Source organism: Reichenbachiella versicolor, from assembly GCF_003171675.1.
GTDB classification, from domain to species: domain Bacteria; phylum Bacteroidota; class Bacteroidia; order Cytophagales; family Cyclobacteriaceae; genus Reichenbachiella; species Reichenbachiella versicolor.
This window is the reverse complement of sequence record NZ_QFZQ01000006.1, coordinates 332876-357844: the sequence shown is the minus strand read 5'-3', so window position 1 is coordinate 357844 and position 24969 is coordinate 332876. Positions and strand designations below refer to the sequence as shown.

At 37.9% G+C, this 24969-nt stretch carries 21 protein-coding genes; 13 read left to right on the top strand and 8 right to left on the bottom strand.

Going from position 1 to position 24969, the window contains the following annotated elements; all coding sequences use genetic code 11:
- The 3 genes from DKG80_RS14205 to DKG80_RS14195 form a co-directional block, all read right to left on the bottom strand.
- The gene (locus DKG80_RS14205; RefSeq protein WP_109832014.1) at nucleotides 1–2736 is read right to left on the bottom strand and encodes a hypothetical protein; all 2736 of its coding nucleotides are present in this window, start codon (nucleotides 2734–2736) and stop codon (nucleotides 1–3) included.
- Between the two features lie 134 nt (nucleotides 2737–2870).
- Nucleotides 2871–4172, bottom strand: a complete 1302-nt coding sequence (gene ahcY / locus DKG80_RS14200) for an adenosylhomocysteinase (protein WP_109832013.1) — start codon at nucleotides 4170–4172, stop codon at nucleotides 2871–2873.
- Nucleotides 4173–4651: 479 nt separating this feature from the next.
- Nucleotides 4652–5416 carry a biotin--[acetyl-CoA-carboxylase] ligase gene (locus DKG80_RS14195; RefSeq protein ID WP_109832012.1) on the bottom strand — a complete coding sequence of 255 codons (765 nt, stop codon included), beginning with the start codon at nucleotides 5414–5416 and terminating at the stop codon, nucleotides 4652–4654.
- 41 nt (nucleotides 5417–5457) lie between these two features.
- Between DKG80_RS14195 and rsfS the strand changes: the two genes are divergently transcribed.
- The 7 genes from rsfS (at nucleotide 5458) to DKG80_RS14160 (ending at nucleotide 11957) form a co-directional block, all read left to right on the top strand.
- A complete protein-coding gene (gene rsfS, locus DKG80_RS14190) occupies nucleotides 5458–5829 on the top strand; it encodes a ribosome silencing factor (protein ID WP_109832011.1) in 372 nt (123 codons plus the stop codon).
- A gap of 41 nt (nucleotides 5830–5870) precedes the next feature.
- A complete protein-coding gene (gene ftsH / locus DKG80_RS14185) occupies nucleotides 5871–7967 on the top strand; it encodes an ATP-dependent zinc metalloprotease FtsH (protein WP_109832010.1) in 2097 nt (698 codons plus the stop codon).
- Nucleotides 7968–8018: 51 nt separating this feature from the next.
- Nucleotides 8019–8783 (top strand): UDP-2,3-diacylglucosamine diphosphatase, encoded by a 765-nt coding sequence (locus DKG80_RS14180; RefSeq protein WP_109832009.1) that lies wholly within the window; start codon nucleotides 8019–8021, stop codon nucleotides 8781–8783.
- On the top strand, nucleotides 8776–9582 hold the full coding sequence (locus tag DKG80_RS14175; RefSeq protein ID WP_109832008.1) for a hypothetical protein: 807 nt from the start codon (nucleotides 8776–8778) through the stop codon (nucleotides 9580–9582). Before DKG80_RS14180 ends, DKG80_RS14175 begins: the two co-directional genes overlap by 8 nt.
- Nucleotides 9582–10082, top strand: coding sequence for a DUF6452 family protein (locus tag DKG80_RS14170; protein ID WP_109832007.1), 501 nt, complete (start codon nucleotides 9582–9584; stop codon nucleotides 10080–10082). The genes DKG80_RS14175 and DKG80_RS14170 overlap by 1 nt, the downstream gene beginning before the upstream one ends.
- Nucleotides 10057–10776, top strand: a complete 720-nt coding sequence (locus tag DKG80_RS14165) for a DUF6048 family protein (RefSeq protein WP_109832006.1) — start codon at nucleotides 10057–10059, stop codon at nucleotides 10774–10776. The genes DKG80_RS14170 and DKG80_RS14165 overlap by 26 nt, the downstream gene beginning before the upstream one ends.
- 134 nt (nucleotides 10777–10910) lie before the next feature.
- The gene (locus tag DKG80_RS14160; RefSeq protein ID WP_109832005.1) at nucleotides 10911–11957 is read left to right on the top strand and encodes a potassium channel family protein; all 1047 of its coding nucleotides are present in this window, start codon (nucleotides 10911–10913) and stop codon (nucleotides 11955–11957) included.
- 84 nt (nucleotides 11958–12041) lie between these two features.
- Here the strand turns inward: DKG80_RS14160 and DKG80_RS14155 are convergent, their stop codons facing one another.
- Together DKG80_RS14155 and DKG80_RS14150 are read right to left on the bottom strand one after the other, a co-directional pair.
- Complete coding sequence (locus DKG80_RS14155; protein ID WP_109832004.1) at nucleotides 12042–12311, bottom strand: hypothetical protein; 270 nt, start codon at nucleotides 12309–12311, stop codon at nucleotides 12042–12044.
- A gap of 112 nt (nucleotides 12312–12423) precedes the next feature.
- Nucleotides 12424–12936 (bottom strand): DUF4924 family protein, encoded by a 513-nt coding sequence (locus tag DKG80_RS14150; protein ID WP_162555889.1) that lies wholly within the window; start codon nucleotides 12934–12936, stop codon nucleotides 12424–12426.
- A 245-nt stretch (nucleotides 12937–13181) separates the two neighbouring features.
- Between DKG80_RS14150 and lepA the strand changes: the two genes are divergently transcribed.
- From lepA to DKG80_RS14135, 3 genes are all read left to right on the top strand, one after another.
- Nucleotides 13182–14969, top strand: a complete 1788-nt coding sequence (gene lepA / locus DKG80_RS14145; RefSeq protein WP_109832002.1) for a translation elongation factor 4 — start codon at nucleotides 13182–13184, stop codon at nucleotides 14967–14969.
- 1 nt (nucleotide 14970) lies between these two features.
- Nucleotides 14971–15840 carry a bifunctional 5,10-methylenetetrahydrofolate dehydrogenase/5,10-methenyltetrahydrofolate cyclohydrolase gene (locus DKG80_RS14140; protein WP_109832001.1) on the top strand — a complete coding sequence of 290 codons (870 nt, stop codon included), beginning with the start codon at nucleotides 14971–14973 and terminating at the stop codon, nucleotides 15838–15840.
- Between the two features lie 171 nt (nucleotides 15841–16011).
- Nucleotides 16012–16593 carry a 7-carboxy-7-deazaguanine synthase QueE gene (locus DKG80_RS14135; protein WP_245907015.1) on the top strand — a complete coding sequence of 194 codons (582 nt, stop codon included), beginning with the start codon at nucleotides 16012–16014 and terminating at the stop codon, nucleotides 16591–16593.
- Nucleotides 16594–16662: 69 nt separating this feature from the next.
- On the opposite strand, the gene DKG80_RS14130 is transcribed toward DKG80_RS14135, so the two are convergent.
- The 3 genes from DKG80_RS14130 to DKG80_RS14120 form a co-directional block, all read right to left on the bottom strand.
- Nucleotides 16663–17244, bottom strand: a complete 582-nt coding sequence (locus DKG80_RS14130; RefSeq protein ID WP_162555888.1) for a hypothetical protein — start codon at nucleotides 17242–17244, stop codon at nucleotides 16663–16665.
- A 262-nt stretch (nucleotides 17245–17506) separates the two neighbouring features.
- Entirely contained in the window at nucleotides 17507–17758 is a 252-nt protein-coding gene (locus DKG80_RS14125; protein WP_221409136.1) for a hypothetical protein, read from the bottom strand.
- Nucleotides 17759–17864: 106 nt separating this feature from the next.
- Nucleotides 17865–19574, bottom strand: a complete 1710-nt coding sequence (locus DKG80_RS14120) for a SulP family inorganic anion transporter (protein ID WP_162555887.1) — start codon at nucleotides 19572–19574, stop codon at nucleotides 17865–17867.
- Nucleotides 19575–20190: 616 nt separating this feature from the next.
- On the opposite strand from DKG80_RS14120, the gene DKG80_RS14110 reads away from it, so the two are divergent.
- The 3 genes from DKG80_RS14110 to DKG80_RS14100 all read left to right on the top strand — a co-directional run bounded on the left by DKG80_RS14110 (nucleotide 20191) and on the right by DKG80_RS14100 (nucleotide 24908).
- Complete coding sequence (locus DKG80_RS14110) at nucleotides 20191–20907, top strand: Crp/Fnr family transcriptional regulator (protein ID WP_221409135.1); 717 nt, start codon at nucleotides 20191–20193, stop codon at nucleotides 20905–20907.
- A 1675-nt stretch (nucleotides 20908–22582) separates the two neighbouring features.
- Nucleotides 22583–22951: a hypothetical protein gene (locus DKG80_RS14105; RefSeq protein WP_109831995.1), complete on the top strand. Its 369-nt coding sequence runs from the start codon at nucleotides 22583–22585 to the stop codon at nucleotides 22949–22951.
- A gap of 82 nt (nucleotides 22952–23033) precedes the next feature.
- Nucleotides 23034–24908: an ATP-binding protein gene (locus tag DKG80_RS14100; protein WP_162555886.1), complete on the top strand. Its 1875-nt coding sequence runs from the start codon at nucleotides 23034–23036 to the stop codon at nucleotides 24906–24908.
- The last annotated feature ends 61 nt before the right edge of the window (nucleotides 24909–24969 follow it).

Below are 24969 nucleotides of genomic sequence, written 5' to 3'. Positions count from 1 at the left end.
TTAGAACGATAGATTTAATACTTGAATTTTATTGCCTGCACTACAATATATCTGATACTGACTTTTATCTTCATGATATAGCACAGCTAGCTTGCGTCCACTTTGAAGAGGTTCTTTATGTAACAAGCGACCATTGATATCATATAAGTAATTCAAATCATGTTCAGGATCAGAAATAATAATCAATTCACTACCAGGAGTGAATTTATAATATTGTGTTTCAAGACTATCGCTATTTACTCGAATACTGAATAGCTCCTCAAGGTTTCTATTAAATATTGTAAGTCTAGCACCAGACTTTTTAGTGACTATAAAGTCGTTTGCATCATTGGCATTGACCAATCGAAAAAGATCCTCTATACTTTCTTTATAAAACTGATCTTTTCGAAGAATTTGACCTTCTAGATTAAATTCAATGAGTTCTCCAGTGCTAGTGACAGCTATTAACTCGGTATCTTTTAATGTAGCACCTTTTGAGATGTTTAACGGACTAGATACACTCCCTTTTAGATCTATCGGAAATCCCGATTTACCTAACCCCTTTCTACTTAAACCATGAACGATACCATCATCCTGTAAGAAAAGCATGAAATCAGAATTTCTTACTCTCAAATGTTGTCCAGGCATCACAGGGTTGCCAGTCAGTTTTTTAGGGTTCCACCCCTTCAGTCTTTTGCCTTCTCTGTCATACAAATAGTAGTAGCTCTTTTCTGTTGCAGCCATGTACCTATAGTTTTTCGACTTATCATAATCGATTAATGATAGAAACTTGACAGGAGGGTCAGTAGGTACGTCCTTAGGAAAGCCCGGAATGTAAGTCCCCGTTCTGTCTATAATATGTATACTATGATCCAAGGCAAACAAATATTGCAGTTTTCGATTTTTATAATAGTCAACTTGAAAAACGGGTGTTTGGAGTTTACCAGGTAGAGGGATAGTCAATTCAAGTTCTTGATCTTTATCTACCAAATGGAGATTGTAAAGAGAGTCTTGAACCATCATTTCTAAAGATTTGTCCTTGTGACTTTTTACTGCGAAAGGCTTTGAAATCAGAGGGACATCAAAAGAAAGCTGTGAGACCAATTCAAAATCTTGAGCTTGTTGTTTCTCTTGCAGTCTTCCAGGGTGTTGAATAGAAATGTTTGTGTAAAAGTTATTATCCACTTTGGTAAACTGGACAGTAGAATATTCAAGCTGATTAAAAACCAATTGATTTTCGTCTATATATCCAGACCAGTCAGATTGAAGCATATTATTAATCATTTTCCATGCTCCCTGCCCTTTTGTGAATATGCTGAAATTGGAATCGTCGTTCGTAGACTCCAAAAATCTATTGGAGCGAATAGACTGCTGCCAAGTATTTTCATTGTCAATATCATCTATCAACACCTCTAATGCATGTTGGCTTGTAGCTAAAAATACGAATCTATTCGATACCCAATAGTAGGATTCAGGAAACCCTGAAAACATCTCACCAAATAGACGAGAAGGTATATCATCAAGTGGTAGGTAGCCAATTCGGCGCCCAGCATACTCACTCTGTACGAATACAGAATCCTCAATCAAAGTATTACTCAGTTCACTTAGGATTTTTTCCATGACTATGGCATCATTATGTTCTATAGCCAGAATTTTTTCATGAACAAAACTTCTTTTTGCATCCAATACGAACAGACCTACTTCGTCCTTGCACAAACTGAAAAAAGTTTGAGAATCAAAGAAATACTTGTTTTCGATTTCTCCGATTCTGGATAGATAACTAGGTTGGTAGGTTCGCCAGTATTTTTTTAAATCAGTAAGCCATGTTTTAATATTGTCTACAGATATGTGAATAACCATATTAGCATGGTCAGGAATGACATTTTTCATTTCAAAACCGACACCTCTCACATTTTTGAATGTAGCTAAGTAGCTCGGTTTTTCAGCGTCCAAAACGGCAAACCCTGCCAGATCAATTCTGTCATCAGAAACAGATAAGTCTAAATGTAGAAGCTTACAAAACCATTTGAGCCAAGAAATATTGTGACGTTCAGAGTCTATTAACTTATTAATGTATTTAGAAAAGTATTGATTGTTAAAATACAACCTTCCATTGCCGACCAGCTTCTGGTTGATAGCTAGTTGTATTTCAGGGTCAGAAAAGGTCGGGCTTTGAATATTCTTTTCCATCGTTCGAATGGCATCATCCACTAGGAAAGGAGAAAAGCTAGCAATCAGATAGTCTTGAATTTGGATATAAGCAAACTGCGTGTCCTCGTTCTGGTATTCAATGATCTCTTTACTATTGTATAATCTGATTGATTTCTTGAAATTATTTGCAATCAAATGCTCTTCTATACTTTGGAAAAGCTGCTGCAATGAAGTAGAGTTGATTTCAAGAATATAAAGGTTAGCAAGAGAGACCGCCGACTCACTTCCTGGATGAATAGAGATCAATAATTGTGACCTATCAAGAAATTGACTGTCCTTAGATACAGTCTCTACTAATGAGTCTAAGGTTTGAAACTCTTCGACAATGACTTGAGCCTCTGGTAGATTTTTTAGGTTCCTTACAATTTTACGCTCATCATCTGATTTCAGTAATTCACGTAACTCAGCTGGTTGATATACTGCTATGGCATTATCTGGAATAAAAGACCATGCATTAATATTAGTTGGTTTCCACCAAAACAAATAAGTAGCCCCAGCACCGCCTAGTACCGCGACAATCGATAAAAAAATTAAGGTTCTCTTCACAAATAAACTTTTGCTGAAAATTAGATGGAGGAGGTGGTTAATGCAAGGTCAGCTGATACAAGCATTCTCCAAAAATAAAAAAAGCCTCACTCCGATAAAGTCGAAACGAGGCTTCGTAAATATGTTTTAACTAATTAGTATCTGTAATACTCAGGTTTGAATGGCCCATCTACAGTTACACCGATATACTCAGCCTGTTCTTCAGATAGTACATCTAACTCTACACCGATTTTCGCTAAATGAAGCTTAGCTACTTTCTCATCTAGGTGTTTAGGAAGCATGTAGACTTTATTCTCATAGTTGTCACTATTAGCCCAAAGCTCTAATTGAGCAAGAGTTTGGTTAGTGAAAGAGTTAGACATTACGAAAGATGGGTGACCAGTCGCACATCCTAAGTTTACCAATCTACCTTCAGCCAAAAGAATGATCTCAGTACCATTCAAGTCATATAAATCAACCTGAGGCTTGATTTCAGTTTTCTTAGCATTTTCGTTCAACCATGCCACATCGATCTCATTATCAAAGTGTCCGATGTTACAAACAATAGTTTTGTCCTTCATTTTATCGAAGTGACGACCAACTATAATGTCCTTGTTACCAGTAGTAGTTACGATGATATCACCTTCAGCAACAGCATCATCCATTTTCTTCACTTCGAAACCATCCATCGCAGCCTGTAGCGCACAGATAGGGTCGATTTCAGTTACGATTACTCTAGCACCAGCACCTCTCAATGAAGCAGCAGAACCTTTTCCTACGTCACCATATCCAGCCACAACAGCTACTTTACCAGCCATCATCACATCAGTAGCTCTTCTGATAGCATCTACCAATGACTCTTTACATCCATACTTGTTGTCGAATTTAGACTTAGTCACAGAGTCATTTACATTGATAGCAGGCATAACTAAAGTACCATTAGCCTCTCTTTCCTGAAGTCTGTGAACACCAGTAGTAGTTTCTTCAGATAGACCTTTAATGTCTTTTACTAATTCAGGGAATTGATCAAAAACCATATTGGTCAAGTCTCCACCATCATCCAAGATCATGTTCAATGGCTTACCATCTTCAAATGCAAAAAGAGTCTGTTCGATACACCAGTCAAATTCTTCTTCAGTCAAACCCTTCCAAGCGTAAACAGGGATACCAGCAGCAGCGATAGCAGCGGCAGCATGATCCTGAGTAGAGAAGATGTTGCAAGACGACCAAGTAACCTCAGCTCCTAGTTCTACCAATGTTTCGATCAGTACGGCAGTCTGAATAGTCATATGAAGACAGCCAGCGATTCTAGCACCAGCCAATGGTTTACTAGCACCATACTCCTCTCTCAATGACATCAAACCAGGCATTTCAGCTTCAGCCAGTTTAATTTCTTTGCGACCCCAGTCAGCTAAACTGATGTCTTTCACTTTGTATTTCAATTCAGTATCAATCATGATAATCTTGTTTACAATTTTTTGTTTGAAGCTAAGACGACAAATAAGGAATCAGTCAGGAAGACTAAAACGCTCCAAAATGAATCTTAGACTTCAAAGTTTCGTTTTTTCGAATGCAAAGATAATTGAAAAGTTGAGCTAGAGGACTAGATCAGTTGTCGTTAGAATGGTATGATTGTCAATTTTCTAGTGAAGTAAATGATGATTGAAGATTCTAGCACGATGAACACTATTTGAGTTACTACGATGAGTCAATCGATCCGCAATCTTAATTCCATTGATTAGAATGTGGATATTCTAACAACGAATATTAATCTGTTTATACTGAATTGCAATATGTTTATATGTAATTATAATATTACAATAGGAGTTTGTGTTTTTACGGTATGGAATTGTAATAACTTAAGTTGTTATTTGAATTTGATGAGCTCAAATTGGATTTAGCAGTGATAGATTGAAGTACTGTTTGCCAGTAATGCTTAATCGTTCAAGTACTTTATTTCCTTAAGGTCATATGAAGTGACATTATGGTCACTCTTTATAAGTAATTGACCTGAATCAGTAACACCCCAAATTGTACCCGTAAACTTTACTCCTCTAGATTCGAAAAAACTTATTTCGTTTAGCCTATAAAGTGAATTAAGGTATTCAGTTTTAAGAGACACTAGTCCATTCACTCTTGCAAAAGCATATACTTCCTCTAGATCAATGAGAATATTTTCGATCATTTCATTAGGTTCAATAGATTTAGAAGTTTCAAGCTTGAAAGAAGTAGCGTTATCTATTTCGAACGATGATTGATTTACATTCAGTCCGATACCCACTACAGTTGATTCGATTTTATTTCCTTTGAGCGTGTTTTCGATCAAAATACCTCCCATTTTTTTATCGCCGACATAAATATCATTAGGCCATTTAATTTTTAGCCTATTCCCAATAAATTTCCGTAGAGCTCTCCTGATACCAAGTGACACTATGATGTTAAGATCAAACTGTTGGTCAATAGGGATGTACTTTGGTTTTAGTAGAAAAGAGAATGTTGCATTTTGTCCAGCAGGACTAATCCATTCATTTCCACGCTGACCTCTGCCGTTGGTTTGGTGAGAAGTGATGAAGGTTGTTCCTTCTGGAAAGTCTGGAGTTTCTTTAGCATACTTGGCAGCTTCATCATTAGTTGAATGACATTGTGACAGAAAAAAAACTCTTTTTCCAAGGAATTGCGTTTTGGCAAAATATTTATACAACTAGAAATAACTATTTTTGACGTCAAATTTAGAAACAAAGCATGACAGATGTACAAGGAGTTGATTCGCAAAAGACAAGTCAACTCGTAGTAAAGGGGATGCAAGAGCGAAAGGCTCAAGAAATCGTAGTGATGGATCTCCGAAAAATTCCTAAAGCAGTAGCTGATTATTTTGTAATTTGCTCTGGTACTTCAGATACTCAGATAGATGCGATAGCAGATGCTGTAGAGGAAGAAGTATATAAAGTAACAGAAACCAACCCTTGGAGAAAGGAAGGGAAAGAACACAGAGAGTGGATACTAATCGATTATGCTGATGTAGTAGTCCACATTTTCAAACAAGACAAAAGAGAATTCTATGCGCTAGAAAAGCTTTGGGGTGACGCAGTCATTACCAAAATCGATGAACAATAATCCTAAAATCAGCGTTCTAGCATTCAATTAATAAATAGATAATGGCGGAAAAACCGAAAAAGAATATCCCAAATCCAGCTGGCAAGCCAAATTATCAGCTTTGGATAATCCTAGCATTGATGACATTCATCTTTGGAATATCATATTTCTCAAACAGCAATACAGCTATTGAAATATCTTACAAGAAGTTTGAAGACATGGTGCTCAGCAATGATGTCAGCAAAGTCACTCTTGTGAGGAATATGAATAGAGTAAGAGTTACATTAAAACCAGACGCTCTTGCTAATTCAAAGTATAAAATCCAGCTCGAGGAGAATAGTAGATGGGGAGGGGTGTCCTCAGTCGGACCTCACTACTATTTTGAAATAGCTAGTCCAGATGCCTTCGAAAAGAAAAAGGCAGAATTGGACGCTAAGCTGAAGGATGGAGCCGATTACGAGTATTTGATCAAGAAAGAATCAGATTTGACCAACCTTTTTCTCAATTCAGGATTCTTCATTATTATCATAATTGGGTTTTGGTTATTGATGAGAAGAATGACAGGAGGCGGAGGCCCAGGGGGTCAAATTTTTAACATAGGTAAGTCTAGAGCAGCACTTTTCGATGCTGAAAACAAGGTCAAAATTACCTTTGACAATGTAGCTGGATTAGATGAGGCTAAAGAAGAAGTAAAAGAGATAGTAGAGTTCCTTAAAAGTCCTACCAAATTCACCAAGTTAGGAGGTAAAATTCCAAAAGGAGCATTGCTTGTAGGCCCTCCCGGTACAGGTAAAACATTGCTAGCGAAAGCTGTAGCAGGAGAGGCAGGAGTTCCATTCTTTACTCTTTCTGGTTCTGACTTTGTAGAGATGTTTGTAGGTGTAGGAGCAGCTAGAGTAAGAGATTTGTTCAAGCAGGCAAAAGAAAAAGCTCCTTGTATCATATTTATAGATGAAATAGATGCTATAGGTAGATCTAGAGGGAAAGGACAGATGCCAGGATCTAATGATGAGCGAGAAAATACCTTGAACTCGCTACTTGTAGAGATGGATGGATTTGCTACTGATTCAGGCGTAATCATTTTAGCGGCAACGAATAGACCTGATGTATTAGACTCTGCTCTTTTGAGACCAGGTAGATTTGATAGACAGATTAGTATAGATAAGCCAGATATTGTAGGCAGAGATGCGATATTCAAGGTTCACCTAGGACCTATAACTACTACTAAAGACGTAGACTCTAAGAAACTGGCAGCACAAACTCCTGGATTTGCAGGTGCAGAAATTGCCAATGTCTGTAATGAGGCAGCATTAATTGCAGCCAGAAAAGATAAAAAAGCGGTTGATTTAAAAGATTTTCAAGACGCAATTGACAGAGTGATCGGAGGTCTTGAGAAGAAAAGTAAAATCATTTCGCCAGAAGAGAAGAAAATTGTAGCCTACCATGAAGCAGGTCATGCAGTGGCTGGTTGGTTTTTAGAGCACGCGGATCCATTAGTAAAAGTTAGTATAGTACCTAGAGGTATGGCAGCTTTAGGATATGCGCAGTATCTACCAAAAGAACAGTATCTGTACCAGACAGAGCAGCTACTAGACGAAATGTGTATGGCATTGGGAGGTAGAGCTGCAGAGGAAATTGTTTTTGGTAAGATTTCAACAGGAGCATTGAGTGATCTTGAGAGAATTACTAAGATGGCCTATAGCATCGTCACAGTATATGGGATGAATGATGAGATTGGTAATATATCTTTTTATGATTCTAAGCAATCTGAGTATAACTTCAACAAACCTTACTCTGATGCTACTGCTGAGAAGATAGATAAAGAGGTTAAGAAGATCGTAGCAGATGCGTATCAAAGAACAATAGACTTACTTAGTGATAAGAGAGAGCAATTAGAAAAAATTGCTCAAGAGCTTCTGGAGAAAGAAATTATTTTCCAATCAGACTTAGAAGAGCTGATAGGAAAGAGACCTTTTGAAAAAGAGACAAGTTATGAGGCATTTACCAACGGGTCACTTGGACCAAAAGGACCGCAAGAGGTGAAAAATGAAAAAGACCTTGAGGAGCTAAAGTCAACTATTAAGACTGAAGTAGAGCAAGAGTCTGAGGCAGAACCCGATAAAGGTGATGACCCAAAGGATGTTGAAAAAACAGCCTAGAACATAAACTAATTTAGAAGGCACCGAAAGGTGCCTTTTTTCTTTCAGTACATGTCTATTCAAAACATTCAGCTTACTCACGGGGACAAGATATATTTCGCTAGCGACTTTCATTTAGGTGCTCCAAATATTGAGGCGTCTAAAGAGCGTGAATCCAAAATATTAAAATGGCTTGACCTGATTTCAGAGGATGCCAAAGTACTATTTTTAGTTGGTGATATTTTTGATTTTTGGTTTGAGTACAATCACGTAGTTTCTAGAGGTAGTATTCGATTCCTAGGTAAATTGGCTGAGCTATCAGATAAAGGAATTAGAATAATCTTATTTAGTGGAAATCATGATATTTGGTATAGAGATTATCTGCATTCGGAATTTGATATAGAATTGGTTTATAAACCTCAAACCTATCAACTCGGGACAAAGAAGTTTTACATTGCCCATGGTGATGGACTAGGAAAGGGAGATACGAAGTTCAAAATTTTAAAATCCTTTTTTACGAATAAGCTTTGTATTTGGCTTTTCAAATGGGTTCATCCGGATTTAGGCATTTCATTGGCAAAATTATGGTCTAAGTACAGTAAAGCTAAAGCCAAAGACAATGAGATCCCTGCTAAAGAACAGCGACTCATTGAATACAGTTCTGAAATTGAGAAAAAAGAGCATCATGATTATTATCTCTATGGTGATGTCCACAAAGAGGCTTACGTAGAGATAAATTCTTCAAGTCATTATGTGAATCTTGGAGAGTGGATCAAAAAGAAGAGTTTCGGTGTATTTGATGGGAGTAGTTTTCAGCTAAATTATTTTGATGAATAAGGTTATATTCTTTCTGTTTTTCACATACCTGATAGTTACAACTGCTCATGCGCAATGGATTCTTCAGAAAGAAATTCATTTACAAGAAGTAGATCGGTCTGATATAGACACTAAGGGCAATATTTATATCTCCAAATACAACGGAGAGGTATTAAAATATAGTTTGACAGGTGAAATACAACTCCAATATTCTCCAGTTAAAAATGGACGTATTCACAACATAGATGCCTCTAGTCAACTCAAGGTTTTACTTTTCTATGAAGGACTACAGGAATATGTGATTTTGGATCGGTATTTAGCCAAACCTGTTGTTTATCCTTTTAGAGACTATGATTTGGGTTTTGTGACGAATGTCTCCATTAATCGTCAGAACGAATTATGGGTAGTTGATCTCAATGAGTTTGCCTTAACGTTGGTAGATGTAAGGAGAAATGAAGTTTTAGAAAATAAAAGTTTAGCTCAGGTACTAGATAGAGAAAATGCTGATATTCTCAACTTTAGGTTTCATCAAGGAAATATGTATTTGAATGACAGATTCCAAGGATTATTAGTGTTTGATAATATTGGTAATTTTATCAAGCAGATAGAGCTGTCGTACGGTACGCTTCAAGGGTTTTATCGTGACTATTTATACCTGTCAAATGGTAAAAGGCTGATATTAAGACATCTATATGATGATAGTCAAAGTGAGATTGTTCTACCTCACGAACAATATTCTAAGATTCTTTATGCTGGAAATAACCTCGTATTGATAACAGAGCAAGGATTCGAGATATATAAGTATCTTAGCGGCGAATAATGAATTGGCGAATGATTCCTAAAAGTAGGTTCCTGTTTGGACTTGTTTTACTTTCTTTTTCTCTCGTCTGGGCATGTACCCAAGAACCAGATTGCGATAATGAAAGACCTTATGATTTAGTTTCTATTGGTTTGTATCAAGCGGAAACAGAAACTCTGACCCAAATTGATACTTCAGAAATGCCGATCAGATGGGTAAAAGTCTTTTATGAAGACTCAGCATATTATGTTGCCAACTCACAGGATTCAGGATATTTCAACTTTAAAGTTCAATTAAACCCTAATAGCCCTGAGATATTAGTTGCGATTAGAGAGTTAGTAGATACGACTTTTTTGCATTTGAAATATGAAAAGCAGCTCGAATGGTTATCAGAAGAATGTGGGCCGATGCATAGATATGAAGAGCTTGAACTGACCGAATCGACTACGTTAGATTCTGTTGTAATTAATGATCCATTGGTAAACTTTCAGGTAGATGAGAATATTAGGATTTTTTATTAGTCTGGTATTCTTGAGCATGGGCGTATTCGCCCAAAACCAGGAACTAAAACCTTTGAAAAGAGCGCGCGATTGGGTGCCAAGTAAAGTTTTTCTTTCTGCGGATTTGGCAGGTTTACTTAGATTGACGACTCCTGGTAATGTTCAAACTGAGTTTCAAGGGAAAGTAGATTTCGATTCGTTTTTCTTAACTATAGATGCAGGCTACTTAAGAACTGACTTAGATAGAATCGGCGATGGCTCTAATTTCAATTATGAATCAAACGGTCTTTTTTATAGAGTCGGGCCTCAAGTAGATTTTATGCCATATAATAAAGATTGGAGTCAATTGTATTTCGGTTTCATGTATGGCTGGTCAAGGTTTGAAGATAAGATTCAATATCAAAATACCAATAGCATATATGTGTCACCAAATGAGCAACCAATAAGTTTGGATAATGAAAGAATAAAGGCTCGTTGGCTTGAAGCCAATTTTGGTTTGAGTGCTCATATAGTAGGTCCTCTGTATATGGGGTACGTCTTGAGGTTCAAATTTGCTCCAAGCGTGAAAGGGGCAGGTGAATTATACCCATGGGAAATTCCAGGCTACGGCAGAGCCGATCGAACAGGTCGTTTCGGATTTAATTACCATATTACATATAAGCTAGGGTTTCGAAATAAAAAAGTACCACTGAGGCCGGGAGAAAAGCCGCAGTAAAACCAATCTGACTCAAATAGAAGTTCAAAAATGAAGTCTCCCAATTTAATGTAAGGGGTGTCTTCAATATTTTAATAAACTACTCGGCCCAAAGGTCGGATATTTAACCAAAGGGTTACGCCTAAGATTAAAATATGGCTCTAAACAAGACCAAGTCGACGTTTGCAACTATCTTCCTTAGGAGGTGGGAACTCAAAAGGTTTTCGTTTGCTATGTTTCTGATGTTCATGACACTGCTTTTCGGAGTGATAGGGTTTATGATCATAGAGGGGTTTACTTTTACAGAGGCTTTTTATATGACGGTACTTACCGTTTCTACTGTAGGATTCAATGAAGTTCGCCCACTTTCGGATATTGGTCGTCTATTCACAAGTATTTATATTATTTTCAATTTAGGAGTAGTAGCGTATGTCGTATCTGTGATATCATACTATCTCTTCGATGGTGAATTGAAAAAACTGTATAAAAAACACCGCCTCACTAAAGTTGTAAGAAAAATGTCAGAGCATGTAATAGTAGTTGGTTTTGGTCGCAATGGTCACAAAGCTTGTGAAGAGTTAGCAAGTCAAGGAGTTGAGTTCGTAATAATAGAAAACAACGAAGAAATCCTTGAATACATAGAACAGCATTTCGGTTATCGAACCATTCAAGGCGATGCGACTAGCGACGAAACTTTACACGAAGCAGGTATTTCTACTGCAAAGGCTATTATTACTACGATTCCAAGTGATGCGGAAAATGTTTTCCTTACACTGACAGCAAGAGAATTACGGCCAGACCTTAAGATTATAGCTAGAGCCTCTCAGCAAGGCTCAGAAAAAAAATTGGTACGTGCAGGAGCTACACATGTAATCATGCCAGATGCCGTAGGAGGATTGCATATGGCACAGCATATAACCAAGCCTGTGGTGATCGAATATCTAGATATGCTCTCAGGAGGAGGAGCACTGACTCTTGAGGAGATCCACGTCCAAAACTTGAAAGACAGTTATAGAGACAAGACCATTGAGCAATTAGATATACGAAGGTTGACAGGAGTATCGATAATAGGCTTTAAAGATGAAAATGATAATTTTCAGTTCAACCCTCATCCGAAGGCGACACTGAATAAAAAATCAGTACTAATTATTGTTGGACATGTAGGTCAGATTAAGTCGTTTAAGGAAGAGTATCTATTTTAAGAAGGAATAATGGTCATAAGTTCTGTAAATAGTCATAGAAGTAAATACTGAAAAAACAATATTTACTTCTAAAATTAGACTGTTTTAACTTCCAAGACAGTCAGCAACAGCAGCTTCACTTGCTTTTGTTGCAGCTTCTTCGCATTCACTAGATTCTGGATCAGTACAAGTCCAAGTTTCTCCCCCGTATGAATAAGAAACAGTGTTGTCAGAACTTCCACAAACTTCGATTTCTGCACCCTCACATACTTGAAATGGTTCACACTTTGTAGTGACCTCATCTTCTTCGTCACATGCTGTAAAAACTAAAGAACCAGCGAATAGAAGCGCGGCTAATTTGATATTAAACTTCATAAGTTATAATGTTAAAGTTAAAATTTGAACAAATCTATGAAGAATTAGAAGAATAACAAGTAACGCTCCAGAAGTATATTGGAACACTATATTATTTTGATAGTACTTTTAATTAGTTCGATTCAACCTTCTCTTGATATTTATAGCTCAGCAAAGAGAGCAAGTCACCAAAAGCATCTACCATTGATTGTTCATCAGGTTTGATTGGACGTTCCTCGATCTTAAGAAGCAGGAAACCATAGACCCCGTTTAGACAAACTTGAACTTCTCCTTTGATTATCCCTTTAGCCTCTTTTAAGTTGTTTTGAATATACTCAGAAGCCTTTTGATACACATTTAGATACGCTTCATCAGACTCTTTAAGCGAAATATGGAGAGCCTCAAGATTATCTACTAGCTCATTTACCTCATCTAAATGTCCAGATATTTCGATTCCTTGTTTTTGCATTTTTTGCATCAGCTCTTCATAGTAATTGACCGCAGCTAGCTTTTCTTTTGGGTCAACAGGAAAGAAGTTGATGACTTGAGTACCGAATTTTTCAAGATCAAACTTGTAAGCCCTCATTAAGTCTTCCTTTCGATACATTTCTATGATGTATTCAGATATATTCTGTTTAGCGTCCAAATTCACTGTTATTATTAGTCTTTGATATTTTACCCAGCTGTTCTAGATGAGCAAATTTCGGTAGGTAAAAGGCGAATAGCCAACTTTTTCAATTTTAAACTTTTGACTTTGAACATGCTAAAACAAGATTTCATCTATTTTTGCACTCTTTTTTACTGGGTCAAACCAGAAGTGAATAGAGAATAGCTGATTAGTCATTAGAAAAGAAGGTCTTGATAGTTAGCTGGTAACAATTAATAAAATTAATGGAGCACTTACGGAATTTCTGCATCATTGCACATATCGATCACGGTAAGAGTACTTTGGCTGATAGACTTCTACAGCATACAGGTACGGTAGCGGATAGAGATATGCAAGATCAGCTGTTGGATGATATGGATCTTGAAAGAGAGCGAGGCATTACCATCAAGAGTCACGCTATTCAGATGGATTATCATTTGAAAGGAGAAAAATATACTCTTAACCTGATTGACACACCTGGTCACGTCGATTTTTCTTATGAAGTTTCTCGTTCTATAGCTGCTTGTGAAGGAGCGTTGTTGATTGTAGATGCTTCTCAAGGTATCGAAGCACAGACCATTTCTAATTTGTACTTAGCATTAGAGCACGATTTAGAGATTATACCTGTCTTAAACAAGATAGATCTTCCTGGAGCTATGCCTGAGGTTGTGGCTGAACAAATTATTGATTTGATAGGCTGTGACGAAGAAGAAATTATTCACGCAAGTGGAAAGACAGGAATAGGGGTAGATGATATTTTGGAAGCTATTGTAGATAGAATCCCTGCTCCTAAAGGCAAGCTAGACGAGCCACTTCAAGCGATGATCTTCGATTCAGTTTTCAATTCTTTCAGAGGAATCGAAGTAATCTTTCGTGTATTCAACGGATCGATTAAAAAAGGCGATAAAGTAAAGTTCGTCGCTACAGGAAAGACTTATGATGCAGATGAAATCGGCATATTAGGTTTAGAACAAAAGCCACAAAAGGAAATAAGTGCAGGTAATGTTGGTTACCTTATTTCGGGAATCAAAGTAGCCAAAGAAGTAAAAGTCGGGGATACAATTACACATGTAGATCGTCCGACTACAGAGATGATCAAAGGTTTCGAAGATGTGAAACCAATGGTATTCGCAGGAATCTACCCAGTAGATACACAAGACTACGAAGAGCTGCGAGCATCAATGGAGAAACTTCAGTTGAACGATGCCTCTTTAGTTTGGGAACCAGAAACCTCAGCAGCACTAGGGTTTGGTTTTAGGTGTGGATTCTTAGGAATGCTTCACATGGAGATTATCCAAGAGCGTCTAGAGCGTGAGTTTGACATGACAGTGATTACTACTGTCCCATCTGTACAATTCAAAGCATTATTGACAGATGGAACAGAGCAAGAAGTGAACGCACCTTCGGAGTTACCAGATGCATCTAAGATTAAACACGTTGAAGAACCATACATCAAAGCTCAGATCATTTCAAAAGCAGAGTTCGTAGGTCCTATCATTTCCCTATGTATGGATAAGCGTGGAACTATTCAGAACCAAGTTTACCTGACAGCCGAGAGAGTTGAATTAACTTTTGACATTCCACTTTCGGAGATTGTATTTGACTTCTTTGATAAGTTGAAGACGATTTCTAGAGGGTATGCTTCATTGGACTACGAATTGGTAGGCTTGAGACCTTCCAAGATGGTGAAGCTGGACATCATGCTGAATGGTGAAGCTGTAGATGCACTATCAGCTATCGTACACAGGGATAAGGCTTACGAGTGGGGTAAGCGACTGTGTGAAAAACTAAAAGAACTGATCCCAAGACAGATGTTTGAAATTCCTATTCAAGCTTCTATTGGAAATAAAATCATTGCTAGAGAGACCGTGAAGGCTATGCGTAAAAATGTATTGGCGAAGTGCTATGGTGGTGATATTTCGCGTAAGCGTAAACTGCTCGATAAGCAGAAAAAAGGTAAGAAAAGAATGCGTCAAGTAGGTAGTGTGGAGATTCCACAAGATGCTTTCATGGCGGTACTTAAACTCGATTAATATGCCGACTATCATCGACGGAAAGAAAATATCTACAGATATCAAAGCTGAAATCAAGTCTCAGGTAGACGGGATGAAAGCTAATGGACAGCGTGCCCCACATCTAGCTATTATTATAGTAGGAGATGACGGAGCTAGTCATACCTATGTAAATGGCAAAATCAACGCATGTAAGGCAGTTGGTTTTGATTATACCCTATTGCAGTTTGCGGCTACTATTTCTGAAGAAAAGCTTCTTAAACATGTAGAACAGCTCAATGCGGACGAAGATATTGATGGTTTTATTGTTCAATTGCCATTACCAGATCACATTTCTGTAGATAAGGTGACGGATGCCATTATTCCAGAAAAGGATGTGGATGGTTTTGCGAATGAGAACTTTGGAAGCATTGTATCGGATAATCAATTATTGATGCCTGCTACGCCATATGGTATCATGGAATTGTTGAAAAGATATGATATCGATACAGAAGGTAAGCATGCAGTGATCGTAGGAGCGAGTAGGTTAGTAGGAGCTCCACTGTCTATGATGCTTTCTCATGATGGTCGAGCTACAGTCACTACCTGTCAGAAATATACGGTAGATCTAGCTAAGCATACTAAAGAAGCCGACATCCTTGTAGTAGCAGTAGGTAAGCCAGGATTGATCTCAGCTGATATGGTGAAGGAAGGTGCAGTAGTCATCGATGTGGGAACTACCAGAGTAGCAGATGACACACGTAAGTCGGGGTATAGATTATCAGGGGACGTTGAATTCGAAGAAGTGTCCAAGAAAGTAAGCCATATTACTCCCGTACCAGGAGGAGTAGGGCCGATGACAATTGCCTCATTGATGATTAATACTCTGAGAGCAGCAAAAGCGAAATTGTAAAAAACAAATACTCGTCATAAGTAGAAAACACGACGAAGCAATCTGTTAGCGTAACGTGTCACGTCACCTAAATAGATTGCTTTATTATTTTCGCGCTAAGCCCCTTCTTGCGTCAGGATGTCAAAACAATAAATGGACTATCAACCCAAAATATCACCCAAACTTCCCATTATGGAAATATTCTATTCCATACAGGGAGAAGGCTTCCACTCCGGTAAGCCAGCTATCTTCATACGTTTAGGAGGCTGTGATGTGGGCTGTGTATGGTGTGATGTCAAAGAGTCTTGGAACGAAGAGGATCATCCATTCAAGACTATTGACGAGATTCTCCATGAAATAAAAGACTATGAGTCGAGTCTGGTAATCGTCACAGGTGGAGAGCCGCTGATGTACGATATGACGGAACTGACAGAAAGGCTTCAATCAGAAGGTTATATCACCAATATCGAGACGTCTGGCGCTTATCCAATCACTGGTTCATGGGACTGGGTGTGTTTTTCCCCTAAGAAGTTCAAAGCACCACACGAGAGCATTTATTCAGAAGCAGATGAACTAAAAGTAATAGCCTTCAATAAGTCAGATTTCAAATTTGCAGAGGAACATAGAACTAAGGTTAATGACGATTGTGTACTGTTGCTACAGCCCGAGTGGAGCAAAGCCTCCCAAGTACATCAGTCGATCATAGACTATGTAAAATCCAACCCTGACTGGAACATTTCACTCCAAACGCACAAATATTTAGATATACGCTAGTAATAAATATTCCAGCGATTGTCCGTATATATAACACATCTCTAAAACAACACTGAGGAGGATGAGATATTATCCTTCAATGACCAACTTTGCAGTTTTAGTCTGTTCATGATCACAATAGTAGCACCTATAGTGTTTAATCAGTTTTTGCACTAAAAGGTCATAGTCATCCAAAATTATTTCTTCTTTGGTTTCATGAGCCGTTCTATAGTTACATTTCTTGCAAATGTCGAGATATAGGTTGCCTTTATAGACCTCGATCAGTTTATACCCTGAACTATCATCTATCCAGACATCATATTCGAATGCATTGATTTTTTCATGTTCTATCATATCTAGTGTCAAATGAACATCTTCTTCGTCTTCAGTTAATAAATGCATCTTTTGTCCTGTCACGGGGGAAACTCTCGGTCTGAAGCGCAATTTTTGCAACTTCTTTTCCAAGTTAAAAGGATGGTAGATATAAAAATACCTATTGGTAAAGATGGCAATAGCTAGACCAATGCTGATACTAACAAAAAGTTTAAACAACCATATCAATTCTGCTTCGGGAGTATTTTCCCACACCATTATGGAATTCAAATAGAATATCAAGCTGATACATAAAGTGAGCGCAGTCAGCCAGTAGTATTGAATTTCCCTTTTTGACATGTATTGGTGCTTTGCTGCAGCCCGTTTGCATTTCAAGACCATAATGTTATAATAAAGAAATATAGCTATAGCGGAGTACAACGCCACTTGGCTCCATACTACGGCGATCTCATGCCAATGGTCTACAAATGATAAATATTGATTGTGCATTATGATGTCGATTATCTAAAGTTCTATAATGAACTTGAGATTGAAACTGATTCTAAGGCCTCTGAATGTTACATAGTATTCTTAGGTCTTATCCGGGGTAGAAAAAGTGAAATCACAGATAGTTTTTAACAAAGTTCTGAGTCTTCATATTAGACCTAGCTATAGTGTAGGTAGTAGAATCTAAGATGCAATGACGCTTTAAGTTTTCGAGTATCAAATAGCCTGTATTTTCTGATAGTTCTAGTTGGTTTATTATATACACAGCGGCAGTAGAGTCATCTTGGAGTATTACACATTGTTTTCTGATGATAGCTGAATCCAATAGTAATCTTTGATCTATTGAAGAAATCAGTGTCTCTTTCATTTGTTTTCTGATTAATTTTGAATGGTTTATATCAAGACTACCGAGTACCAAAAGAAAAAGGACTCCTATGATTACATTTTTTATATAAGAATTGCTCATAGTGGTATTATTCTACGTAATCTAAATCGTAAGCTTTGGGATGAGATACAGTCATATTTTCGGAAGGTTCTATACTAGAGTGGTGACTGATTATTTTTCCGTCTTTAATTACGAACGAAAACCTAAGGTAAATGCTCTCTTCAAATCCTTGAGAGGTCCATTTCATTCTATATTGACCATTATCCACTTTTAATCCATTGATCTTTTGAGTTGATACTTGATACAGAGTCAAGTTCAAGTCGTCTTTTTCGAATAGATCTCGGAATAGATCTTTTATTTGATCGATGTTTCGACGAACTCTGGTCGAAAGTGCAGGTATCATCATGGCGTCCTCCGCATAGAGTTTCATTAGAGCATCAATATTGTGAGAGTTTATCGTATCTAGCCATTTGTCTAGAACAGGGACACTTGGTTCTTGCTGCTTGTCGATAAAATCCAGTCCTGCAGGATCTCCACCTTGGTGAAAAGTAGAGACGAAAATTCTCCATATTTCATTGTAAGATTTGCCAATTCTTTTCATGAATATGAACTGAATCACAGCATGTACTCCCAGTAAGAGCAGAAGACCTTCAAAAATACCAAGCTCAAAAACGAGGAATCCGCATACTCCAGCCATAATCAGAGCGTATCTACCCTCAGTGCGTACATGAGCGATATTGGCAATCATTTTCCAGCCAGAATACACCATGATGACGCCGAGAGCATATTCAGGCATATGACTCAGTACTTCAGGGAAGAGTACAATACCAAGAATGAATAAGGAGGTGAATAGGTTAGAAGTTTTAGTTATGGCGCCAGCTACAGTGTTGGTAGTGCTTTTTGCCAGACCATCCAAATTAGTCATGCCGCCAAAAAATGTACCGCCTATATTGGCTATCCAGATAGCTAATAAGCTATTATTAGTATTAGCTTTTCTGTTGAGAGGGTCCATTTTTTCGATAGCGACATTTGACATGACCTGCTCGATGATATCAATTGTACCTAGCATCATAGCATACATCACCATCTTTAACACTAGAGTGATAGTCTCAGGAGTATCCAAGTGTTCAAAGTGAGGTAATGGCAGTACGAGGTTAAAATCAATATGTTTGATACTGATTTTAGGTAGAGGTAAGAAAAAACTCAATGCAAACCCACTAGCCATAATAACGAAATATGGTAGTGCCGGCATCTTCTTCTTGTAATACTTGTAAAGCAATACGAATGAGATAAAAGATATTAAACTTAGTACTAGAATTATCTCTCGTTCATAGTTAAGCCATACATCAGTTTCATGTTCGATGTCGTATAAAAAAGGAATGAATTTCAGCGCTATCTTCAGACCTACACCTGCTAGCAGACCTTCAACCAAATAATGAGGTACAAGTTTGAGTATATAACTCTCTAGTCTGTATTTCCATACTATGACCTGAAATATCGAAGTCAAGAGAATAACAAATGGCATATTCTCCATACCAAAAGTATGAACCCCTAATGCCAAAGCAGGAGCAAGACCAGCAGCCACACCAGGCATGCCAGTATAATTACCAGGTTTGTATAGGTAAGTGATGAAGCTAATGATTCCAGCGAAAATCGCAGTGTATAACCCTGTCATGACCGGATAGTCTGACATCAAACATATACCTACGGTCAATGGAACGGCCATTACTCCCGTGACGATGCCAGCCATAGCATCTCTTCTTATATTTTTTATGGATTCGTTTAATCTTGATTTCATGATTTATTATGATTTGAAAAGGCAATACAGTGCCTGTCAACGGATCAACTGTCCGGTGAAATTTTGATTCTATACATCATAGAATCTGTTTTGATAAAAGAATTGTTGAAGCAATAGACTCTATACGGTGCCGATAAGAGTACTTAGAGTCTGTCCACTCTATAGGTTATTGATTCTTACACCACTAGCATAAGGGGAATAGCTTCGATTAAAGAAAGGGGGGGCAGTTTATTTTAAGACTGCAAAATAAAATGCATAGTGGTGTCTTACTTTTAAAGAATGACCTTGACGATCTTTTTGTACTAAGTTGGTTTAGGGGCAGACTAAGTGTACTGGAAAGGATAACATTGATGCAGATGTCAAACTCTAAGGGGGCTTCAAAACTAATTGAAGAATTTTTTTCTTCTTCTTCACTTTCATTGAGCTCCTCTAGTTCAAATTCACAGGCCTTCAAATCCTTAGGTTCCACAAACAAGTACAGTGTATCTGCAGTAGTCATGGAAAGTAACACAGTAAGTGCGACTATGGATAATATGGTTTTGTTCCGTATCACAATGCAAAGGAAATCGAGTAACATATTTTAAAATAGGATATCCGATACATATAAATGTGATAAATGTTACATTTGAAAACAACTCATGTTACATTTATGAAAATTGACCTTAGGAAGTTTGATTTTGAAAGCAATAAGATACTTTCGTCTTTGTCTGCTCAAGATCAGCAAATAATCATGAATCAAGCTGAGACACTTCGGTTCAAAAAAGGTAAACTATTATTTTACGAAAATGGTATTCCTACAGGTGTATTTATTATCCTGTCAGGACGAGCTAAGATATTCAAGACAGGATTGATGGGGAAGGATCAGATTTTTTATATATATAACAAAGGAGACCTAATGGGATATCATGCCTTGCTCTGCAATGAGAATTTTGAAGACTCGTGTGAAGCGATAGAGGATTGTGAAGTGGCTTTTATCAGCAAGTCTCGGTTTGAACAACTGATGAAAACGATTCCCTCACTGCACGATTTACTCATTCATAATATGAGCCATGAATTTGGGGTGTTAGTAAATGTGATTACAGTACTAGCACAGAAGCAAGTTCGTGAGCGCTTGGCATTATATCTTTTGATACTTACCAAGAAGTATGACGATGCAGGTATACTCATTTCTAGGGAAGATCTAGCTAATCTTATAGGTACGGTACGAGAAAGTTTAGGCAGATTATTAAAAGAGTTGAAAGAAGACGGTTTGATTACTGTCACAGGTAGAGCCATTCATGTAGTAGATGAAATAAAGCTTCTAAGAATAGCCAGTAGCGAATACACACATTGAGCTATATGAAAGTTGCCATCTGTATGTTTAAGGTAGAAATATACTTCCTAGTTCAGATGACTTGTTTACGCAATCCTTGAGTGATTTTTTCTAGATGAATGATGTCCTGTTTGTACTATTTAAAATTTTTCTCACATTACATCCACTGACTTGAAGCACGCAAAAAATCTACGAGCTCCACTCCAGCTGGATTATTAGAAAAAAATTCTTTTTTGCTTCAAGTCAGTTGGATAATTCAAAAATGAAAATTTGTGCACTTCAAGTCAGTAGATGCCGGGAAAAGAAAAAAAATTGAGGACATCAGCCAGACCATTCTGAAAAATGTAATTGACAAACCATCACCATACCTTCTCTCAATAAAGGTAGTAGTTTTAACATGATGCTTTTCGAATCGTCATCGCGAGGAATGAAGCGATCTGTTTAGGTCATACAGTGGTTCAACGAACAGATTACTTCACTGCGTTCGTAATGACGCTGTTTCTTTGATTTATAGCCGTCATCGTGAACGATCTATTCGGGTATAGTACTACTTCATTTTGAGCGATTGCCATGTGGTTCCTACTCACAAAGACGGGTAGTTTTAACATGATACTTTTCGATCCGTCATCGCGAGCACAGCGCTGCGATCTGCTCCGGTACGTTGTTGCTTTCATTTGAGAGATTACTTCACTGCGTTCGTAATGACGCTGTTTCTTTGATTTATAACCGTCATCGTGAACACAGTGCGGCGATCTATTCGGGTATGTTACTACTTCATTTTGAGAGATTGCCACGTCGTCCCTCCTCGCAAAGACGGTAGTAATTTTGACATGATACTTTTCGACCCGTCATCGCGAGCACAGCGCTGCGATCTGCTCCGGTACGTTGCTACTTTCATTTGAGAGATTACTTCACTGCGTTCGTAATGACGCTGTTTCTTTGATTTATAACTGTCATCGTGAACGATCTATACGAGTATGGTACTACTTCATTTTGAGAGATTGCCATGTGGTTCCTCCTCACAAAGACGTTAGTTTTGACATGATGCTTTTCGACCCGTCATCGCGAGCATAGCGCGGCGATCTGTTCAGGTACGTTGCTGCTTTCATTTGAGAGATTACTTCACTGCGTTCGTAATGACGAAATATATTTACGGTCTTTATTAAACAAAAACGCAGTCATATTGAGCAGAGCGAAATATCTAGCTATGTCCTAGAAGACCCTTCGCTTGGGCTCAGGGTGATGGTTAATTTTTTGGCTATGATAGGCTTTGTTGCTAACGTAAAATGACCGTCATCCGAGCATAGCGCGGCGATCCGCTCAGGTACGTTGCTACTTTCATTTGAGAGATTACTTCACTGTGTTCGTAATGACGTTGTTTTTTTGATTTATAGCCGTCATCGCGAGGCACTGCTCGTCCCGACTTTTCGGGAAAGTGATCTTTCAAAATACGGTAGCTCCCCAAGAATCCAGATCCCTTTTTCAAAAAGTCGTGAGAAGATATTCGTTAAACTTCCATCAAGATTTGAGGTAATAAAACGATAAACAACAAAACTTATTGCATTGAAGTCCTGTGTATCCGATATAAATTGTATAATTTCAAGCAATGCCTTTTTCTGTGAATAGGTTGCCAACCAACCTCGATGAGACTAATATGTATCAGCAGGTTATTTGAAACAAATTAATTAAAAATTAAATGAGCAACATGAAAGTAGATGCTGCGATTTTTGTGCAGCATATAAATGGCAAGTCTGTCTTTTTAGACAACGAAGGAAATATAAGCTCTACACCAGAGAGCTTTGAAACCAATGCTCTTAGCAATGGTAGCGGAAGAGTACAATGGTTTGCAGCGGATGGGGTAAGCTCCATCAAATCAATTATACCTAAAAGTGGTACTGACAAAGTGTTCAAAAACCCAGAACCTAATGCAGATTGTAGTGTATGGTCTGCAGAGGTGAAGGAAAGTACTTGTGAAGCAACTGAAGATTATACTGTAGTATATGTTACCAATTCAGGAAAAGAGATCACTATTGATCCAAAAATAAGAGCGAAACCAAAGAGTTAAAGTGAGGTTTTTAATACGTTTAATGTCAACTTTTACTAGAAACAAATTGAAGACCCTTGTCTTAATGACATGGGTTTTTTTTATGTCATCTAAATTGGTTGTTGCTCAAGATCAATTTGTTGCAGATAGTTTAAAAATGTTATTAAAAACAAGAGATTATAATGAGTACGAAATAATGCAACTGTTACTCGATATTGCTCATTTTGAGACTAGTTCAAAAGTTAGTGAAGAATATTCTCGCAAACTTATTGAGTTAGCTAATTCCAAAAATAACCCAAAGGGACTATTTGATGGCTACTTTCAACTGGGGAATTCACTTAGAGAGTCTGGGAAATGGTATGAATCCCTTGATGCATTTACGAAGAGCCTTGACTTTGCTAAGAAGCTTAATAAAAAAAATCTAGAAGCAATTACATTACTTGAGGTATCACAGTTGTACTTTTTGAATAATAAGTATGATACTGCACTTTTTATGAGCGAAGAAGCTATAGAAAAGCTCAGGCTTGTTTCTGATGATAGTTTATCCCTTAGTGCGGCTGTATTAAATACCGGATATGATTATTATACGTTAGGAAAGTATGAGAAATCATATAAGCATACTCTTGAAGCGAGTCAGTTGTACCAGGAGCTAAATTATTCAATCGGAGTGTCATATGCTTTGGGAAATTTGGGTCTAGTATTATCGAAATTGGATAGTTTGACTCTGGCTCAAGGAAATTTACAAGAGGCAATTAATATACTTAAAGATTTAGGAGACACTTACGCACTCACCGAATTTCAAACAGAACTCGCCTCCATCCACATCGTTAAAGGCGACTTCAAAACCGCCGAAGCCTTGCTATTAGAATCCCTAGCCTACGCCGAAGAAGATCGCCTACAAGAAAGAATAAGAGATGCCAGCCTCAAACTCTCTCAGCTCTATGATAGTTTAGATGACCATCAAAAAGCCTACCACCACCAGTGTCAATATATCGCTTACCGAGATAGCATCAACAATGAGGCTAACATCCGCAAAATCGCTAATCTTCGTGCCGAATATGAAATAGGTCAGAAGCAGACCGAACTTGACCTCAAACATGCCGAAGTGGAACTTTTAACAGTTCAGAGTAGAAACCATAAGCTATTGCTAGGAGGTATTACCATTTTTGTACTTCTATTATTGGCGTTGATTTATGCAGGGCTGAAGGTCATGAAATTGAAAGAGCGACTGATCCGAATCGCTAGAAGCCGAAGAAAGATCGTAGCTGATCAGCGAGATGAGCTTCAGAGGCTCAATGAAACCAAGGACAAGTTCTTTTCCCTGATTTCACATGATATCCGTGGGCCAGTCAACAACTTCAATGGTATCGCTATGCTCATACAGATGCATGTAGAGGCTCAAGAATGGGAGGAAATCGAGAAAGTAGCTAAGCTACAAGAGAAGACCGCTGGTGAGCTATCTTCGGTATTAGACAACTTACTAAGTTGGGCGATGAGTCAGCAAGGCAAGATACCTTTCAGAGAAGAAGAAATTGACTTGGGGCAAGTGGCGAACATCTCTCTCAATATGCTTTCGCATAATGCTATTGCCAAAGACATCAAGATGACTGAGAGAGTCGAAGACTTAGTGAAGGTTCGAGGAGATAGGAACACTATATCTACTATCATTAGAAACCTAATGAGCAACGCACTGAAGTTCACAGACAATGGAGGGCAAGTTGATCTACGTATAGATGTAGAAGGTGAATATGGTGTGATCTACATTTCGGACACAGGGATAGGCATCTCAGACGAGAAGATCGGGGAGTTATTCGGTTTTACAGGTGAAAGAACTCGTAGGGGAACAAGTGGTGAAAAAGGTGTAGGACTCGGCCTCAATCTCGTTCATGAATTTGTCCACCTCAATAAAGGAAAGGTAGAAGTAGATAGTGAAGTAGGAGTAGGAACTACTTTCAAGGTTTACCTGCCTTTGGCTTGATGCTCTTCGAATCGTCATCGCGGGGTACTGCTCGTCCCGACTTTTCGGGAAAGCGATCTGT

What these genes read in the sequence shown, in the direction of transcription:
- ahcY (WP_109832013.1), bottom strand. Translation starts at nt 4,172, where the DNA reads ATGATTGATACTGAATTGAAATACAAAGTGAAAGACATCAGTTTAGCT.
- rsfS (WP_109832011.1), top strand. Translation starts at nt 5,458, where the DNA reads ATGACAGATGTACAAGGAGTTGATTCGCAAAAGACAAGTCAACTCGTA.
- ftsH (WP_109832010.1), top strand. Translation starts at nt 5,871, where the DNA reads ATGGCGGAAAAACCGAAAAAGAATATCCCAAATCCAGCTGGCAAGCCA.
- DKG80_RS14180 (WP_109832009.1), top strand. Translation starts at nt 8,019, where the DNA reads ATGTCTATTCAAAACATTCAGCTTACTCACGGGGACAAGATATATTTC.
- DKG80_RS14175 (WP_109832008.1), top strand. Translation starts at nt 8,776, where the DNA reads ATGAATAAGGTTATATTCTTTCTGTTTTTCACATACCTGATAGTTACA.
- DKG80_RS14170 (WP_109832007.1), top strand. Translation starts at nt 9,582, where the DNA reads ATGAATTGGCGAATGATTCCTAAAAGTAGGTTCCTGTTTGGACTTGTT.
- DKG80_RS14165 (WP_109832006.1), top strand. Translation starts at nt 10,057, where the DNA reads ATGAGAATATTAGGATTTTTTATTAGTCTGGTATTCTTGAGCATGGGC.
- DKG80_RS14160 (WP_109832005.1), top strand. Translation starts at nt 10,911, where the DNA reads ATGGCTCTAAACAAGACCAAGTCGACGTTTGCAACTATCTTCCTTAGG.
- DKG80_RS14155 (WP_109832004.1), bottom strand. Translation starts at nt 12,311, where the DNA reads ATGAAGTTTAATATCAAATTAGCCGCGCTTCTATTCGCTGGTTCTTTA.
- lepA (WP_109832002.1), top strand. Translation starts at nt 13,182, where the DNA reads ATGGAGCACTTACGGAATTTCTGCATCATTGCACATATCGATCACGGT.
- DKG80_RS14140 (WP_109832001.1), top strand. Translation starts at nt 14,971, where the DNA reads ATGCCGACTATCATCGACGGAAAGAAAATATCTACAGATATCAAAGCT.
- DKG80_RS14135 (WP_245907015.1), top strand. Translation starts at nt 16,012, where the DNA reads ATGGAAATATTCTATTCCATACAGGGAGAAGGCTTCCACTCCGGTAAG.
- DKG80_RS14130 (WP_162555888.1), bottom strand. Translation starts at nt 17,244, where the DNA reads ATGTCAAAAAGGGAAATTCAATACTACTGGCTGACTGCGCTCACTTTA.
- DKG80_RS14125 (WP_221409136.1), bottom strand. Translation starts at nt 17,758, where the DNA reads ATGAAAGAGACACTGATTTCTTCAATAGATCAAAGATTACTATTGGAT.
- DKG80_RS14120 (WP_162555887.1), bottom strand. Translation starts at nt 19,574, where the DNA reads ATGAAATCAAGATTAAACGAATCCATAAAAAATATAAGAAGAGATGCT.
- DKG80_RS14110 (WP_221409135.1), top strand. Translation starts at nt 20,191, where the DNA reads ATGTTACATTTGAAAACAACTCATGTTACATTTATGAAAATTGACCTT.
- DKG80_RS14105 (WP_109831995.1), top strand. Translation starts at nt 22,583, where the DNA reads ATGAGCAACATGAAAGTAGATGCTGCGATTTTTGTGCAGCATATAAAT.
- DKG80_RS14100 (WP_162555886.1), top strand. Translation starts at nt 23,034, where the DNA reads ATGTCATCTAAATTGGTTGTTGCTCAAGATCAATTTGTTGCAGATAGT.